Raw genomic sequence first — 17,672 nt, forward strand, 5'->3', positions numbered from 1 at the left:
ACGTGTCGATCGCCAGATATCGCAATGCCGCCCCTAACAGCCCGGACTCCGCCGCACTGTGCGACGTCGAGGCCGATACACTCGTGACGTCCGCGCCTGCGGACACCCGCGCGTCGGTTGGCGGCGACTGGATCGCCGTCATCGAGCCGAACTTCACGGGGCACCGCTGGCGCTACGTCGAGTGGATCGCGCAGGCGTGCGTGGAAGCCGGGCACCGCTGCCTCGTCGTGACTGATAACGAGTACGCGGACCATCCGCTCGCGCAGCGCATCGTGCGCGAAGCGCGGCCCGATCTGCGCCTCGTGCTGCTCGACCTGCATACGGTTCCGCCTGGCCCGCATTTCGCCGCGAGCGTGTACATGCGCTTTCGCAACTTCTATGCGCGCGCGTTGCGTGAGGTGAGCAAAACGATGCACGTGCGGCTCGTCATCGCGCCCTACGCCGACTACTTCTTCTACACGCTCGCGGGGTTCGACTCGCCATTCGGCGAGACGCCGTGGATCGCGATCGTCATGGGCATGACGTTTCATCAGGCGCGCATCGGCTTGCGCACGCCGCGCCGACGCTTCGTCGACCTGGCCAAGTCGGCGCTGTTTCGCCGTGCCATGCGCTCGCGCGGGCTGCGCGAACTCTTCACGATCGACCCGACGCTGCCCGACTGGTTCGCGACCACGAAGCCGCAGCGCGCGGCGCCGCTCAGCTACCTGGCCGACCCGTTTCCCGAAATCGAAGCGATGGACCCCGTGTTCGCGCGCGAGCAGCTGAAGCTCGGCGCGCATACGCGCTACCTGCTCGTGTACGGCGCGATCGGCGAACGCAAGGGCATTCGCGAACTGATGCTCGCGCTCGAGCACAAGCCCGACGCGCCGTGCCTCGTGATCGCGGGCCAGCAGGACGACGAAACGCGCGCGTTCATCGACGCTCACGCACCGCGGCTCGCGAGCGCGCCGGTGATCTACAACCAGTTCATCTCCGACGAGATGGAGCGCGAACTCTTTTCCGCCTGCGACGCCGTGTGGCTCGGCTACAAGCAGCACTACGGCATGAGCGGCGTGCTGGTGCAGGCGTACCGCTTCCGCAAGCCCGTGGTGGCGAGCGCTGACGGCCTGATCGGCTGGTATTGCCGCGACGGCGCGCTCGGCCCATTGCTCGACGACCTCGAGCCGGCCACGATCGCACGCGCGCTCGATGTACTCGCCGAGCGTTGGCGCGCAGGTGCGCACGCCGTGCAGCCCACCGGCGAACACCTCCTTTCGTGCAATACGCTCGAGCAGTTCAAGCGCACGCTTCAGGCCGCGATAGCGTGAACGCTCGCAGGAACGCCGTTAAATATTGAGCAACCCGAACCAGTCCGATCCAGTCACGAAGGATCACGCAATGCCTTCGACCTTGTTGTCGGCCGCGCTCGTGTCGGGCCGCTCGGCGGGGACGGCTCCGCGCATGTCGGGGAACATCGCGTCGCGCAGACGCAGGAACGGGAACTCGACGGCTCGCGTGGTGAGATAGCCCAGCACCGAGGCGATGAAGAACTGCGCGACGATCACGACGGGCCAGGCGGCGAGCGGCGGCACACCGAGCGCGCTGGCCTTGTGGATCAGATAGTCGCCGGGCGCGAGCGCGAGCGAGTGCCAGAGGTAGATGCCATAGGAGTACACGCCGAGCCACGCGAGCCCGCGATACACCCACGTCGTGCGCAATCCGCCCGAATGTTCGAGCACGAGCATGATGAGCGCGCAAAAGCCCACGGCCTGTATCGTGTAGCCCACGCTCTCGTCCAGCGCGACGTCGGGCGTCGCGAAGATGAGCCAGGCGAGCAGCAGCCCCACCACGCCGAACAGCCAGCGCTTCTTCGCGACGAGCAGGCGCCAGAGATCGGGCTTCATCCAGTAGACGGTCGCGAGAATGACGCCGACGAGCAGGCTGTCCATGCGGTACTGCGTGTAGTTGAACGCCCCAACGAGGTCGCCATGGGATACCGCAATGCAACGCGCGCTGAGGACGACTACGCAGAGGCTGGCCATCACGGCGATCAGCGCATTCGCGCGCAGCCGGAAGTGCGCGAGCAGGATCAGGAGCGCGGGCAGGAACAAATAGAAGTGCTCTTCGACAGCGAGGCTCCACGTTTGCGCGATGGAGGTGCCGAAGTAATTCTGCATGTGGGTGAGGTTCTGCCAGAGGAACGTATCGGACCGATGGCGGCCGGCAAGCAGGTGAAAGAAAATCAGCGCGTAATACGCGGGCCAGATCTTGAAGATCCGTCGCACGATGAAGCGGCGCGCGCCTATGCGGCCCGTTTGCGAATATTGGCGCAACAACAGCCCGCCCACCAGGAAGCCGCTTAGTGTGAAGAATAGATTGACGCCTTCGTGGCCGAAGCTCTTCAGCGGGTACTCGAGCACTTTCACCCAGGGATGGCCCGTGTGCACCGTGTGGAAGTGATAGCCCATCACGACGAAGATCGCGACGCCACGCACGAAGTCGAGCTCGACGGAACGCCCTTTCGTCGACAGTCGCACTCCGTGTAGCAGCTTCATGACCCTTCCCTCGCTACGTCCATGCCGGATTCTTACGCAAGGCAGACGATGAAAAATTTACTCCTGCCGGCCCCATCATGGACACAGGCGCCGTGCAGCGTGCGCCAAGTTCCCTTCCTTGTCGGCCAGGTGTGTGGGCGAAACCACACGTGAAATCAGAATTTTTTTCCTGCCGCCACAACCCTGCCGGTTCCCGCCACGCGCATGCGCAAGCCACTTGCGGCGTTTTATATTGAGTCGAGCCAACGCGTGCGGCGCGCATGTATTTTGCGCAACGTATGCGACCCTATGCACCGCACCGGGAGAAACGCCGATGCGAAACAAACATGCTGCACTCTGGCTCTGGGTGTGCCTCGTGCCTCTTGCTTTCGACTATAAGGCACCGGACTCCCAGTTCGGCCACAGCGCGCAATGGCTGGCCGTCGTTCCGGCCCTGGCTGGCGCGCTCATTCTCGCGTTGATCGGCCCGCGCTTCGCGCGTCCGACGCGGCTGCGCTCGTTCGTGACGGGCGCGCTCGTCGCCAGCCTCGTCGGCAGTCTCATTGCGCAAATGCTGCAGCACAATCCTGTCGGGCAGTACCTGCGCGTGATGCTGCCGTTCCTGCTGTTCGCGCTCGGGTACTGGGCCATGTGCCGCCCGTGGCACATCATGCGCGTCATGCAGATGCAGCGTGCGCTTTATTACGCGATGGTGATGGGCCTCGTGTTTACCTTCTTCTTCGGCTTGCTGGCAGTCGGCGGGCCGCTGGCCGACATTCGGTTTCGCATCGTCTCGCCGACCATGCTCGCGCTGCAGGCCATGCTGCTGCACCAGTTCATCGTCGCCCGGCGCTTCAACATGACGATGGTACTCGTGTTCCTCGCCACGCTCGTCGTCGAATTGTTGAGCGTCACGCGTAGTTTGCTGATCGCGACCATCCTGCTCGCCATGTTTGCGGCGTGGCTCGCCTCGCCGTCGCTCAGTCATCTGATCAAATCGTTTTTCCGCACGGGCATCGCGCTTTCGTTCGTTGTCGCGCTGGGCGTGGGAACGGCGTGGCTCTTCCCGTCCATCACCGAACACTGGACGCAGCGCGTGACGGCCGCGCAGAACGCGGAGTCCGACCGCGATCCGACCACGGTCACGCGTATTGCGGAGATGCGCGACCAGTACGACCAGGTCACCGAGTCGGTGGATTCGGTCCTGTTCGGCAAGGGTTATGGACACCTCTACCGCTATTCGCCGATTTACTACCAGTACGTGAACCAGACCTTCAGCAAGGACGATTACTTCAACACCAGCGACTGGGTGGCGGGCCACAACTTCTGGGTCTACCAGCTCTACGCCGAAGGTATCGTGTTCGGAGGCTGCATGCCGCTTGCGGTGATCGTCGCGCTCATCGTCGCGGGCCGCGCGTTCAGACGCTGGCGCCGCATCGCGCCGCGTCACCCGATGCTCATGCCGCTCAGCATGGCGCTGCTCGTGCTCGCCGCGCTGCCGGGCGCGTCGATCGGCGGCAATCCGCTCGGCACGCGTTTCTCGGGCCTCGTCTACGGCCTCGCGCTCGGGCTCATCGTCGCGCTGTATTCGCAGCTTCATTACCGCATTGACCTTCAACGCAAGCGCCAGCGCCTGCATCCGTCCTACGGGCGCGAACCGGCCTTCCAACCCACGGCGCCCGCGGCGGCGCCGGTGCCGCTCAACACGTATGCGACTCCGGAGCCCCGATGAAAATCCTGCACCTCGTTTCCACGGTCGACCCCCGCTCGGGCGGCCCGATTGAGGGCGTTCGCCAGAGCGGTCTCGCGATGACGGCGCTCGATCACCAGATCGAAGTGGCGTCGCTCGATCCGATCGACGCGCCCTATGTGCGCGAATTTCCGCTCCCGCTGCACGCGCTGGGGCCGGGCCGCGGGCACTACGGATACTGCCCCGGCTACGTGTCGTGGCTGCGCGCGAACGCGACGCGCTTCGACGCGGCGATCGTGCACGGACTCTGGCAATACCACGGCTTCGGCGCGTGGCGCGCGCTGCGCCACGCGCAGGTGCCGTATTACGTGTACACACACGGCATGCTCGATCCGTGGTTCAAGGCCACCTATCCGGTCAAGCATCTGAAGAAGTGGGCGTACTGGCCATGGGCCGATTTCCGCGTGCTGCGCGACGCCTGCGCCGTGATCTTCACGACCGACGAAGAACGCCTGCTTGCGCGCGAATCGTTCTGGCTGTACCGCGCCAATGAGCGCGTCGTGCCGTTCGGCACCAATGCGCCCAGCGAGGACCCGGAAACGTTGCGCGAAGCCTTCCTGCAGGAGTCGCCGCATTTGCGCAACAAGCGCATCGTCCTGTTTCTCGGGCGTCTGCACCCGAAGAAGGGTTGCGACGTGCTGGTTCACGCGTTTGCCGAACATGCGCGCGAAACGCCGGATGCGCATCTGCTGATCGCGGGGCCCGACAAGGGTAACTGGCAACCCGCGCTGCAGGCGATCGCGCAGTCGCACGGCATCGCACATCGCATCAGCTGGCCGGGCATGCTGCAGGGCAACCTGAAGTGGGGCGCGTTTTTTGCTAGCGACGTGTTCGTGCTGCCGTCGCACCAGGAGAACTTCGGCGTTTCCGTGGCGGAGGCGCTGGCGTGCGGACTGCCCGCACTGGTTTCGGACAAGGTCGGCGTCTGGCGCGAGATCGACGAGGACGGCGCGGGGTTCGTTGCGCCCGACACGGTCGCCGGCACGCAGCGCAACTTTGCCTCATGGCGGGCGCTCGACGAGCGCGCGCGCGACGCGATGCGCGCTCAGGCCCGGCGCACGTTCGACGCACGCTTCGCGATGGATGGCATGGTGCGCTCGCTGCTGGGCTTGTTGCAGGAACATCCTTTACACGCTGGCGCGCGATTTCGCCCAGGGCGCCCGATGAGCGCCATGGCGCAGGGCGAGCCCGCGGAACAGGCTGAATAAATTGAAAAAAGCGGCATCAAATTCAGATAGCGGAAATGGTAGGGATTGGCAGGGGTGACGAAGCAACGCAGCTGAAGCGTCATAACGAGTCGAACGATGAACCCGCGTTGCACTTTCGTGGCGATGTGCGAATCCTGTGAGTAAGGGGGCAACACTATGTTAAACAGCAGACCTGATTGTTCGGGCGGCGAGACCGTCGACGTAACCGCGGCGCAGCCTGTGAAGCAGCCCGCGCGCAGTTTGCGCAGATTATCGGCGGGCCGCGCACGGGCGGCCCTGGCGGCGATGGCGACCATGGTGACGGCTGCGGCCCTGCTGGCGGGCTGCGCGCTCTCGCCTGGCATGCAGGCGCCGTCGAGCGTCACGCAGGCGAAGGCCGCGACCGACGCCGCCCGTTCAGGCGGAAAGGGTGATCAACCGCCGCCAGGCGCGCTCATCGAGATCAACAACGAACTGGTCGCGAAGGAAGCCGCAGCGAGACCGTCGAATGTCCCGGCAAACGTCGAGACGCTGTTCGGCACGCCCAAGCCCTACACGCTCGGGCCCGGCGACGTGCTGAGCATCGTCGTGTGGGATCACCCCGAGATGAATCTGCCGACGAACGGCGGCGGCGGCGGTGGCAGCGGGCAGCAGGACCAGAGCGCGAGTCAGGTGCAGTCGGGCTATACCGTCGACTCGTCGGGTGCGATCCAGGTGGCGTACGTGGGTCCGATCCACGTGGCGGGGCTCACCGAGATGCAAGCCCGCGACCTCGTGTCGAAGAAGCTCGCCTACTACCTGAACAAACCCCAGGTGACGCTGCGCATCGAGTCGTACCGCAGCCGGCGCGTATACGTGGATGGCGAAGTGCGCACGCCCGGTCTCATGGTGCTCAACGACATGACGATGTCGCTGCCCGAGGCGATCAACCGCGCGGGCGGCTTCACGGCGAACGGCGACCGCTCGCGGGTTAGCGTCACGCGCGGCGACAAGACGACCATGGTGAACATTCCCGACATGATCAAGAAGGGCGTGAACCCGGACAAGATCCTGCTGCAGAACGGCGACCTCGTGCGCGTGTATTCGGCGAACGAAAGCCGCGTGTTCGTGCTCGGCGAAGTCGGACACCCGGGGCCCTTGCCGTTCGATAACGGCCACCTCTCGCTGAACGACGCGCTAGGCAACGCAGGCGGCGTCAGCCAGGGTTCGGGCGACGCCTCGCAGGTGTACGTCGTGCGCGGGCAGAAGGAGGGACACCGTCAGGTCTTCCACCTCGACGCGTCGTCGCCGGAAGCCATGGCCACGGCCGACGAGTTCGAGTTGCAGCCGAACGATGTCGTGTTCGTCGACGCGTCGGCGCTCGTGAAGTGGAGCCGCGTCATCAACCTGATCCTGCCGAGTACGCAGGCGGCCGCAGCGGGCCGGGCGGTGGGTTACGGCGGATACTAGCCGGCGGGCTTCGTATGAGTATGAGCATGAGCAGGCCTTCGGGCCTGCTCGTGCGTTGAATGAATCTGCTTGAAACGAGCCAGCTTCGCGCGGCCCTTATGCCTTGGGCGGCTTGCCCTCCTCGAAACGCCAGCGGATAAAGCGGCACGGATTGCCGCCATACACGCCGCCGGCTTCCAGCGAACGATGCACGACCGAGAGCGGCGTCACGACCGCCGAGCGCCCGATCGTCACGCCCATCTGCACCACGCATTTCGACGAGACCCACGCACCGTCCTCGATCACGATCGGCGCGACGTGCAGGTCCATGTTCGTGCGCATGTCGTGCGAGCCGGCGCTGAGAAACGCGCCCTGCGAAAGGCAGACGTTCGAGCCGATGCGGATGGGCGCCTGGTTGTAGATCCAGACGTCCACGCCGATCCAGCAGTTGTCGCCCATTTCCAGATTCCACGGCGCCTTCACGCGCATGGGATGGACGAGGCGGCAGCCCTGGCCGACCTTCGCGCCGAACAGGCGCAGCAGGCCTACGCGCAGCGCGGAGAGCGGCAGCAGACGGTTGTCGAGCACGCAGGCCTCGACCAGGTACCACGCGGCCTGCACGAGCTTGCCCCGGCGCGCGACGAAGTTGCCCTTGCCCGCACGACTCAAATCGATCACGCGGATTTCCGCGGCTCGCGCGTCGTTTGCGGCTTGTGGCGGCACGACGCCTGCGGGCGGCGCTTCGCCCGCTCCATCCCTACGGCCGGCCGCGCCGCCGTTCCCTTTGCGGGCCCCTAGACCTTCGACCGCTTCCGTCATGAACGCTCCTTGCCCATCCGGGTCGGTTCCTGTTGGCTTCCTGCGGATTGCGCCTGGCGGCCCGCATAACGGGACGCATCAGGCCACGATTTCATTATCGGGCGGCCACCGCATCGCCCCCTACGCGTGGCCGACACGGCAGGGGTTTTGGCGCAGCGGCGCGACGCGCGGTAGGCAACATGAAGGCTTGACGCCGCATCGTTCGCGGCGCGCGGGATCAATGCTATGTCCAGTTTTTCTCATCATCGATTTGCGCCTTATGTACTCGCCGCCGCGCTGCAAGCTGCGTGCGCCGCGTGGCCGTGCGCGGCATTTGCGCAGAACGCCCCGTACGGCGCCGGGGGCTCGCCCGCTACCGTGAGTGACCAGAGTCGCCAGGGCAGCCAGGGCGACACCCGCACGGGCGCCGTGCAGCGCCAGCAACAAGACGAACAGCGCCTGCTCGGCGGTCCGGGCACTTCCGACAACCCGTACAGCAGCAATGGCGCTTCGCCAGACGACGCGCGAGACGCGCTCACGAACGAAAAGCACATGCACGTCGTGACGCCTGGCGATTACGCGGCGAGCGCGGTGAGCGCCAACGGTGGCAGGGGCGACAGAAGCAGCACTTCGAGCGCAGGCGGCAGGGGCGCCGCGAACCACAGCAGGATCGGCGCGAACGGCATGTCGCGCGCCGGCAATGCGGTGGCGAGGAGCACCGGTGGGGCCGGTGCGGGGGGTCCTGCGGGGAAAGGCCGCTCGACGGCTGGCTATGACTACGGCGCCAGCCAGACCTCGCCAACTGCGCAGGTCTATGGCAATCCGTATGGCAGCCCGTACGGGTCGCCGGATCAGTCCAACTCCGAACTCTACAAGTCGCCCTGGTAAGCCTCCGCCAGCGGTCCGGGACAGCCCGAGGCCACCATCATCGCGGCCTTGGGCGCAGTCGCTCATACATCGGACTGCTCGACCTCCGGCAACGTCGATCCGCCTTTGCCTGCCTGACGCGCAGGTTGCTGCGCCGATGCAGCGCCACTTGCCGCGGTCTGCGGCTCGACCTGCGTCTGGCCAGCCGGCTCGGCGACTTCACCTGCCAGACCGGCAAGCCTCGCCTCGAGCACGTCGAAGATCGCTTGCGGTGACAGCATGCGCTTCGCGTAGCGACGCGCGGCATGGCCAAGCTCGGCGCGGCGCGCGGGGTCGCCGGCCAGATCGACGATCGCCGCAGCGAGCGCCCCGCTATCTTCGGGCGGCACCACAATCCCGTGGTCCGAGACCACGTCGAAGAGACTCGTGCCGGGCCGCGCCATGGCGACCACCGCACGGCCGCTCGCGAGCATGCCGGTGAGTTTCGAGGGCATCACGAGGTCGGCAGCGTCGGCGCGCTGCGGCAGCACATGGATATCCGCCACGTTCAGCAGTTCGTTGAGCATCGAAGACGGCTGCAGCGGCAGCACATGACAGTTCGGGAGCGGCTCGCAACGCGCCATCAGCTCGCGCTTGGCCGCGCCGTCGCCGCAGAACACGAAGCTGATGTCGGGCCGCGCGGCGAGCGCCGTTGCGACGTCCGCGAGAATTTCGATGCCCTGCTTCGCCCCCATGTTCCCCGAGTAGAGGACGACGGTGTTGTCCTGCGGGATACCGAGGCGACGCCGGAACGCGCTCGGATACGGCAGCGGGAAGATCGTCTGGGTGTCGACCCAGTTCGGCAGGCACACGGCGCGCGCGGCGTCCACACCCTTGTCGATGGCGCGCTCGACCATGCGCGCGGAAATCGACGAGACGACGTCGAAGCGCCGCAGCAGCCAGCGTTCGCCGGCAAGGGCCGCGCGCCCGAGACGCGACCCCTGGCCGCCGCGCAGCAGCCCGAGGTCGAATGCCGCATCGACTTCGAAGTCCTGAATATGCAGCCAGCTGCGCGCGCCGACGGCACGTGCGAGCATGAGGGCGCCGGGCGCGCAGAAGAGCGTCGGCACGATCAGCATGACCGCCTCGGGCCGCCACGCCGCGAGGCGCGCGAGAAGCGGCAGCGACGAGAGCGCGAAGCTCGCCAGATGCACGATGCGTTTGAAGCCGCCCTGCTGGGTCGGCACCCACAGCGGCGCTCGCGAGACGCCCACGCCGCGCAACATTTCGCGATGATAACGCCCCGCGCGATAGCCTTCATGCACGCGCCATTGCGGGTAATAAGGCGGCGCGCAGATCACGCGCACCTCGTGGCCGTGCGCCGCGAGCAGCTCCGCCATTTCGGCTGTGTATTTGCCGACGCCTGTGACTTCGGGCGCGTAATTAAGTCCGTAGATCAGGATTCTCATTGCGTTGCTTCCGTCCCTGAACTGCTGTGTGCCGCTTTTAATCGTCTCGCGCGCCGAGCGAAAAAAAGCGGGCGTCGTGCATCCGGTCCGCGCACGACGCCCACCACCAACCAGACGCCTGTTCCCTTTCGTCCTGTTGAGCCGATTGTTTAAAAGCCATCGGTCCCGTCAGGCCACGTCAAGCCCGCATGCCCGCCTCGTACGCCGGCGCGGCATGGGTTTGCAGAAAATCGTCGTAGGTGCGAGCGAGCCCCTCCTGGAGGCCAATGTGCGCGTGCCAGCCCAGGTCGCCCAGGCGCGACACGTCGAGCAGCTTGCGCGGCGTGCCGTCGGGCTTGGTCGAATCGAATACCAGTTCGCCTTCGAAGCCCACCACGTCGCACACGCGCTGCGCGAGGTCGCGGATCGACAGGTCCTCGCCGACGCCGACGTTGTACACGCCGTCGCCGGTCTCGTGCTCGAGCACGAAGATCGTCGCATCGGCGAGATCGTCGACGTGCAGGAACTCGCGGCGCGGCCTGCCCGAACCCCAGACGGTCAGCGTGCGCTGGCCGTTGCCGCGCGCCTCGTGCGCCTTGCGGATCAGCGCGGGCAGCACATGGCTGCTGCCGAGGTCGTAGTTGTCATTGGGGCCGTACAGGTTGGTCGGCATGAGCGAGACGAAATGCGTGCCGTACTGGCGGTTGTACGCTTCGCAGAGCTTCAGGCCCGCGATCTTCGCGATCGCGTAGGCCTCGTTGGTCGGCTCGAGCGGCGAAGTGAGCAGATAGTCTTCGCGGATCGGCTGCGGGCATTCGCGCGGATAAATGCACGACGAGCCGAAGAACACGAGGCGCTGCACGCCCGCGTTGTACGAGGCCCGGATCACGTTGGTCTCGATCGCCAGATTGTCCCAGGCGAACTGTGCGGGCTGCGTCGAATTCGCGAGGATGCCGCCCACGCGCGCGGCCGCGAGCAGCACCGCGTCGATGTGCTCGCCTTCGAAGAAGGCGTCAACCGCGGCCTGATCGGTGAGGTCGAGCTCCGCGTGGGGACGCGTGACGAGGTTATGGTAGCCGTGCGCCTGCAACGCGCGCACGAGTGCTGAGCCCACCATACCGCGGTGGCCGGCAACGAAGATTCGGGAGTTCTTGTCCATGGCATCTCACTCGTGATGTTCGAGAGCCTTGAAGCCGGCCAGCGTGACGAGCGCGTCGCGCCGGGCGGCCTGATAGTCGGCTCGCACCATTTCCTTGACGAGCGCCTGGAACGAAGTGGCTGGCTTCCAGCCCAGCTTCTCCTGCGCCTTGGAGGCGTCGCCAAGCAGCGTCTCGACCTCGGCCGGGCGGAAGTAGCGCGGGTCGACCCGCAGGATCACCTGCCCCGCTTCGAGCCGCATCTCACGCGAGTCGACGTGGTCGACAATGCCGACCTCATCGACACCGCTTCCCTCGAAACGCACAGTGATGCCCAGTTCCGCCGCCGCCGCGCGCACGAAGTCGCGCACGCTGTACTGCACACCCGTTGCGATCACGAAGTCCTCGGGCTGCTCCTGCTGGAGCATGCGCCACTGCATGTCGACGTAATCGCGCGCATGGCCCCAGTCGCGCATGGCCGAGAGGTTGCCGAGATACAGTTCCTTCTGCAACCCGACGGCGATGCGCGCAATCGCACGCGTGATCTTGCGCGTGACGAAGGTCTCGCCACGCTGCGGCGACTCGTGGTTGAAGAGAATGCCGTTGCACGCGTAGATGCCATACGCCTCGCGGTAGTTCACCGTGGTCCAGTACGCGAACAGCTTCGCGACCGCATACGGGCTGCGCGGGTAGAACGGCGTGGTTTCGCGCTGCGGAACTTCCTGCACGAGCCCGTAAAGTTCCGAGGTCGAAGCCTGGTAGAAGCGCGTTTTCTTCGCGAGGCCGAGAATGCGGATCGCTTCCAGAATGCGCAGCGTGCCGAGACCGTCCGCGTTCGCGGTGTATTCGGGCTCGTCGAACGACACGGCCACGTGGCTCTGCGCGGCGAGGTTGTAGACTTCGTCGGGCGATATCTCCTGGACCACGCGCAACAGCGCCGTAGTGTCTGTCATTTCGCCGTGATGCAGGTGGATGCCGGGCTCCGAGTCGTGTGCATCGCGATACAGGTGATCGATGCGGTCCGTGTTGAAGAGCGATGAGCGGCGCTTGATGCCGTGCACCTCATAGCCTTTGTTCAAAAGCAGTTCTGCCAGATACGAACCGTCCTGACCGGTGATGCCGGTAATCAAAGCAACTTTACGAGCCATTGCCATCGTTCTCTCCTCGCGTGCGCGAAATGGGATTCGGTGGTTTTCATCATCGACGGGCGGCCCGAAAACCGACCGTCAACCTGCTGCTACCCTGCAATGCTTTCGTAACCGTAGTAACCGCCGCGATACCCGCCGCCGATGAACGCGCCCGTCTTCGGCACGTCGGTGAGCAGCACGCCACGCAGATTCACGCCGCCGATGCGCAGGCGCTTGACCGTTTCCTCGAGCTCCGAAATCGGGTGGCGGCCATGGCGGATCGCGAGAAGTGTCGTACCCGCGTAGCGCCCGATGACCGTCGAGTCGGTCACCGCGAGCACCGGCGGCGTGTCGACGATCACGAGGTCATACCGCGCCCCCAGTTCTTCGAGCAGCGACTCGAAGCGTGGGCTCATCAACAGTTCGGACGGATGCGAATGCAGCGAGCCCTTGGCGAGCACGTCGAGCCCGGGCAGCACCTCGTGCTGGATCGCCTGGTCCAGATCGGCGCCGAGCAACACGTCGGAGAGACCCGGCTGGTGCACGATGCCGAAGTGCGAGTGCACGTCGCCACGCCGCATGTCGCCGTCGACGATCAGCACGCGCTTGTTCACTGAGGCGACCAGCGCGGAGAGATTGACCGAGAGGAATGATTTGCCGATGTCGGGCCGTGAGCCCGTAAGCATCACGATGTTGTTGCGCGCGTCGTTGAGCGTGAGCTGCAGCGAAGTCCGCAGGCTGCGCACGCCTTCCACCGCGACGTCTTGCGGATTCTGCTGCGCGAGCACGTGCAGTCCGCGCCGGCGCGACGACACGTGATGCTGCAACCGCAGCTGCTGCGGACTGCGCGGCACCACGGCGAAGACCGGCACGCCAAGCGCGGCTTCGAGCTCGTCCGGACGCTCCACACCGCCGTACAGCGACTTGCGCACGAACGCGACGAGCACGCCCAGCACGAGCCCCGCACCGATCGCGATCGCGATCACGAGCAGCTTCTTCGGACGCACGGGATCATCCGGTGGTTCGGCGAAATCGACCACGCGCACGTCGCCCACCTGGCCCGCGCGTGCCACACGCAGTTGCTGGGCGCTGTTCAGGAGGCTCGTGTAAAGCTCCGTACTCACATGCACGTCGCGCAAGAGCCGCACGGCGGACTGTTCCGTATCCGGCAGTTGCGCCACATTACGCGTGAGTTGCGACTGTGCGGCTTGCAGCGTGCCGATCTGCGCATCGAGCGCCTGAACGGCCGGGTGATGCTCGGTGAAACGCTGCGCGAGTTCCGCGCGTTGCTGCCGCAGGTCTTCGAGACGGATCTTGTTGTCGCTCACCTGCTGGAGCAGCAGCCGGCTTTCTTCGCCGAGATCGACGGTGCCGTGCTCGTTACGGAACTTGTTGTACTTCTGCTCGGCGGCATCGACCTGCGAGCGCAATTGCGGCAGCTGATCGTCGAGGAACGCGAGCATGTGTTCCGCTTCCGCTGAACGGCTCGCGATGTCCTGCTTGATGAACTCGTGCGCCACGTTGTTGAGGATCGCAGCCGTCGTCTTGCTGTTGTGGCCTTCGAGACTCGCGCGGATCACACCGGACTGCAGCCCGACCTCCTGGATCTGCAGCGAATTCTCCAGCCGGTCGACAGTGGTGAGCGTCGAGGCGCGCGTGAGCAGGAAAGGCGTTCCGGGCGGCCCGCTCAAACTGTCGACGTGCAGCGCGATCGGCCCGACCGACGTGTTGGCGCTCACGTCCTCGCCCACGCGGCCCTGCAGGAGCGGAATGCCGTCGGGGTCGCGCAGCGTGAAGGTGCCGGGCTCTTCGCCGGCGACGATCGTGAAGTCGCGCTCATACATCGCCTCGGGCGTATCGAAGCGTGACACCTTGATGTCGCCGCCGCCCCAGGCGTAGCCGGATGGCCGAAGGAACCCGGGCAGGTGCTGCGCCCAGGGCGCACTCATGATGCCCGAGAGCATGCCGCCGATCACGGGCATTTCGCGCGGCCGCGCCGAAATATCGAGGTGCAGTTTGCGCACCGTTTCCTCGGTCACGTTGCGCGACTTCAGCATTTCGATCACGCCGTTCGCGGTCGACTTCTCGTCGAACATGCCCGTGAGCGGCGGCAGGCTGCTTTCCTTCTTGCTGGCGTCGCCCTTGTCGACGAGGTGGAACAGCACGTCGGCCCGATAGGTCGGCGTGGCGAGAAACGCATAGGCTGCGCCGAGCAGCGTGACGGCAAGCGTCACGATCGCGATGGCGCGCCAGTTCGCCACCATCGTTTGCAGGTAATCGCCTAGGTATCGCTCGTCGGCGCCTGCTGCGCCATAGTAAGCGCCGTCATAATTCATCGCCATCTTGCTTCTCCCGAAACCTGGTGTTGCTTGCTGGTGATGCTTGCTCGAATGCGCCGCTGCGCTCAATACGCGTTGCGGCCAACCAGACCGTGAATGATCGTGGCCGCGATGATGCGCATGTCGAGCCAGAACGACCAATGGCCAAGGTAATAAAGATCGTGCGCTACGCGCATTTCCATCTTTTCGAGGCGATCGGTCTCGCCGCGAAATCCATTGACCTGCGCCCAGCCGGTAATGCCGGGCTTGATGCGATAGCGGTGGATGTAACCCTTCACCACGCTCTGGTAGAGATCGTCGTGCTCGAGCGCATGCGGGCGCGGTCCGACCACCGACATGTCGCCGCGCAACACGTTGTAGAACTGCGGCAATTCATCTAGGCTCGTGCGGCGCAGGAGCGCTCCGAGACGTGTCACGCGCGGGTCATGGCGCGTCGCCTGACTCACCGTCCCGGGCGCCTCCTTGTGCTCGCGCATCGTACGGAACTTGTAGATCGTGAACACGCGGCCATCGGCGCCCTTGCGTCGCTGCCTGAACAGCACCGGCCCCGGCGAGGAACACTTCACCGCAATGGCAATGCCGATGAGAAGCGGCATGAGGCTCACGAGCGCAAGCGCTGCGAACACGCGGTCGAACAACGCCTTCTTGAACTGCGCGCTCGCGGGCAGCGGCGAGGCAACGAGGTTGATCGCCGGCACGCCGAGCAACTCGATCACCGTACTGGTATCGAACAGCGCCAGCGAGCGCACATCCGGAATGAAGCGGATGTTCACGAGGTCGTTGCGAAACTCGCTGACGAGCCGCACCACCGTGCGCTCCTCCGCAAGCGAAAGGGCGAGCCACAATTCGTGCACGTCATGCTCGCGGATGTGCTGCGCGAACGCCTCGATCGTCTCGCACACCTGCGCGTATTTCTCGCTTGCGGGTCGCGCCGATTGCGGCATCGTGTTGTAGAGCGCGCTCGCGCGAAAACCGGAGCCCGGCTCCGCATCGATGCGCCGCACAATCTCGTCGCACTGCGATGCGGAACCCGCAATGGCGACCTGATGAAGGTTCATGCCCGCGCGCCGCATGTGCGCAAGCACACCGTGCGCGAAAACTCGCCACGTAATGAGCAAGCCGCCTGCAAGCGCAGTCCAGTAAGCGAACCACAGACGCGAAACGACATCGACATGGTGCATCGTCGAGTACATCGAGATCAGTGCGCAACCCTGCACCACGAGCCAGGCAAGCGACACCTGACCCGCGAGCAACGCTTTGGAGCGGCCGCGCCACGACTGGTAAAGCTCGAACGCCGGAAAGATCACGAGCGCGAAGGCTGCGGAGAGCAGCACGAAAGCTTCGTTCACGCCACGCGGCACGATATCTTCGAAGCGGATCTCCGAAGCCACGCTCGCGCCGATCATTACGGCAGATACGTCGAGCACTCTCGCCATCAAGTTTTGTAGCTCGCGCATGCTTTCTCCCTTTTTTCTCTCCCTGCAAGCCGTGCCGCCAGCCTCAACCGCAGCGGCCGTACGTATCGTCGAGACGAACGATGTCGTCCTCTCCCAGATACGCTCCCGACTGCACCTCGATGATTTCGAGCGGCACCTTGCCCGGGTTTTCCAGCCGGTGACGCACACCGAGCGGAATGTAAGTGGACTCGTTTTCCGTCATAAGAAAGGATTCCTCACCACGAGTGACGAGCGCGGTGCCACGCACGACCGTCCAGTGCTCGGCGCGATGGTGATGCAGTTGCAGCGAGAGCCGTGCGCCCGGCGTGACGACGATGCGCTTGACCTGGAAGCGCTCCCCCGAATCGATCGAATCGTAAAAGCCCCACGGACGTTGCACCTTGCGATGCGACGCCGCCTCGGGCGCGTGTTCCGCCTTGATTCGTGCAACGAGCCCCTTCACGTCCTGCACCTTCGAGCGGTCGGCGACGAGCACCGCATCTGCCGTTTCGACCACCACGAGGTTGGACGTGCCCACGCAAGCCACGAGCCTGCCGTCGGAGTGCGCGTAAGTCGCGACCGCTCCTTCGAATACCACGCGCCCGCGTCCGACGTTGCCGTCTTCGTCCTTTTCCATTGCCGCCCATACGGCGTCCCACGAGCCGAGGTCGGACCAGCCCGCGTCGAGCGCGACCACCACGCCCTCGGGCGTCCAGCCGTTGCTGGCCGACAGCCGCTCCATGACCGCGTAGTCGATCGAGTCGGACGGGGCACGCTTGAAGGCATCGGCGGCCGGTCGGAACGCAGGGCCGTCCTGCTGGCCATCGACGAACGCGGCAAGGCACGCCGCATGCATATCGGGCTGCAGCGCGCGCAGCGAATCGAGCCACACGCTCGCACGCATCACGAAGATGCCGCTGTTCCACCAGTAGCCGCCCTGCGCGATGTATTGCGTAGCGAGTTCCGGCGCGGGCTTTTCGACGAAACCGTCGATACGATGCGCGCCGTCGGCAAGCGCCTCGCCGACGCGGATGTAACCAAACCCCGTTTCAGGCGAACGCGGCGGCACGCCCAGCGTAACGATCGCGCCGCGCTGCGCGTGGCGCGCTGCGCATTCGAGCGCGCGCTGCAGGGCGTCCACGTCGGCGATCGCATGGTCCGACGGCATGACGATGAGAATCGCGTCGTCGCCGTTTGCGCACGCAAGCGCCGCAGCGAGCGTGAGCGCCGGCGCCGTGTCGCGCCGCGCCGGCTCGACCACGAGCCGCGCGTCCATGCCACATGCACGCAACTGATCGACGATCACGAAACGGTGTTCTTCACCACATACGACGATTGGCGAACTCGAGACCTCCCACTCTGACGAAAAGCCGTCGAGGCGATGCACAGTTGCCTGCAGCAGCGTATCGCTGCCCACCACACCAATTAGCTGCTTAGGGAATTGTTCGCGCGACATCGGCCACAAGCGGGTACCGGAACCGCCCGCCAGTACCACGGGCACGATGCGCGTGCAAGGTGTGGCGTCTTCGCGCGCTGGACGCGGCTCGCTTTGCGCACGGGCCTGACTTTGTCCTTCGTGAATCGATGACCTTTCATTCATCTTCGGACTCCTTCATATCGGGCAGGATCACCTCGGCTCGCGAACAGCGACCCCGTTTGTAACG

13 protein-coding genes are annotated in these 17,672 nt (G+C 65.3%); 5 read left to right on the plus strand and 8 right to left on the minus strand.

Annotation, left to right across the window (positions count from 1 at the left end):
* Positions 1-2: 2 nt before the first annotated feature.
* Complete coding sequence (locus BFD71_RS29295; protein ID WP_256094968.1) at positions 3-1,307, plus strand: glycosyltransferase; 1,305 nt, start codon at positions 3-5, stop codon at positions 1,305-1,307.
* A 63-nt stretch (positions 1,308-1,370) separates the two neighbouring features.
* Here BFD71_RS29295 and BFD71_RS29300 read toward each other — a convergent pair whose 3' ends face one another.
* A complete protein-coding gene (locus BFD71_RS29300; protein WP_069267800.1) occupies positions 1,371-2,534 on the minus strand; it encodes an acyltransferase family protein in 1,164 nt (387 codons plus the stop codon).
* 313 nt (positions 2,535-2,847) lie between these two features.
* On the opposite strand from BFD71_RS29300, the gene BFD71_RS29305 reads away from it, so the two are divergent.
* The 3 genes from BFD71_RS29305 (at position 2,848) to BFD71_RS29315 (ending at position 6,899) form a co-directional block, all read left to right on the plus strand.
* Positions 2,848-4,245, plus strand: a complete 1,398-nt coding sequence (locus BFD71_RS29305; RefSeq protein ID WP_069267801.1) for a sulfite exporter TauE/SafE family protein — start codon at positions 2,848-2,850, stop codon at positions 4,243-4,245.
* Positions 4,242-5,471 (plus strand): glycosyltransferase, encoded by a 1,230-nt coding sequence (locus tag BFD71_RS29310; RefSeq protein WP_176732974.1) that lies wholly within the window; start codon positions 4,242-4,244, stop codon positions 5,469-5,471. Before BFD71_RS29305 ends, BFD71_RS29310 begins: the two co-directional genes overlap by 4 nt.
* 285 nt (positions 5,472-5,756) lie before the next feature.
* Positions 5,757-6,899, plus strand: a complete 1,143-nt coding sequence (locus BFD71_RS29315; RefSeq protein ID WP_256094969.1) for a polysaccharide biosynthesis/export family protein — start codon at positions 5,757-5,759, stop codon at positions 6,897-6,899.
* Positions 6,900-6,995: 96 nt separating this feature from the next.
* Here BFD71_RS29315 and BFD71_RS29320 read toward each other — a convergent pair whose 3' ends face one another.
* Entirely contained in the window at positions 6,996-7,697 is a 702-nt protein-coding gene (locus tag BFD71_RS29320) for a DapH/DapD/GlmU-related protein (protein WP_256094970.1), read from the minus strand.
* Positions 7,698-7,922: 225 nt separating this feature from the next.
* On the opposite strand from BFD71_RS29320, the gene BFD71_RS29325 reads away from it, so the two are divergent.
* Complete coding sequence (locus tag BFD71_RS29325; RefSeq protein ID WP_069267803.1) at positions 7,923-8,564, plus strand: hypothetical protein; 642 nt, start codon at positions 7,923-7,925, stop codon at positions 8,562-8,564.
* A gap of 62 nt (positions 8,565-8,626) precedes the next feature.
* Here the strand turns inward: BFD71_RS29325 and BFD71_RS29330 are convergent, their stop codons facing one another.
* The 6 genes from BFD71_RS29330 to BFD71_RS29355 form a co-directional block, all read right to left on the minus strand.
* Positions 8,627-9,991 (minus strand): glycosyltransferase WbuB, encoded by a 1,365-nt coding sequence (locus BFD71_RS29330; RefSeq protein WP_069267804.1) that lies wholly within the window; start codon positions 9,989-9,991, stop codon positions 8,627-8,629.
* A gap of 178 nt (positions 9,992-10,169) precedes the next feature.
* Positions 10,170-11,129: a GDP-L-fucose synthase family protein gene (locus BFD71_RS29335; protein ID WP_069267805.1), complete on the minus strand. Its 960-nt coding sequence runs from the start codon at positions 11,127-11,129 to the stop codon at positions 10,170-10,172.
* Positions 11,130-11,135: 6 nt separating this feature from the next.
* Entirely contained in the window at positions 11,136-12,254 is a 1,119-nt protein-coding gene (gene gmd, locus BFD71_RS29340) for a GDP-mannose 4,6-dehydratase (RefSeq protein ID WP_069267834.1), read from the minus strand.
* Positions 12,255-12,343: 89 nt separating this feature from the next.
* A complete protein-coding gene (locus BFD71_RS29345) occupies positions 12,344-14,575 on the minus strand; it encodes a polysaccharide biosynthesis tyrosine autokinase (protein WP_069267806.1) in 2,232 nt (743 codons plus the stop codon).
* Positions 14,576-14,637: 62 nt separating this feature from the next.
* A complete protein-coding gene (locus tag BFD71_RS29350) occupies positions 14,638-16,029 on the minus strand; it encodes an undecaprenyl-phosphate glucose phosphotransferase (protein ID WP_069267807.1) in 1,392 nt (463 codons plus the stop codon).
* 43 nt (positions 16,030-16,072) lie between these two features.
* Positions 16,073-17,608: a mannose-1-phosphate guanylyltransferase/mannose-6-phosphate isomerase gene (locus tag BFD71_RS29355; protein ID WP_069267808.1), complete on the minus strand. Its 1,536-nt coding sequence runs from the start codon at positions 17,606-17,608 to the stop codon at positions 16,073-16,075.
* Positions 17,609-17,672: the final 64 nt, after the last annotated feature.

The organism is Paraburkholderia nodosa, from assembly GCF_001718195.1.
In the GTDB taxonomy this organism is placed as follows: domain Bacteria; phylum Pseudomonadota; class Gammaproteobacteria; order Burkholderiales; family Burkholderiaceae; genus Paraburkholderia; species Paraburkholderia nodosa_A.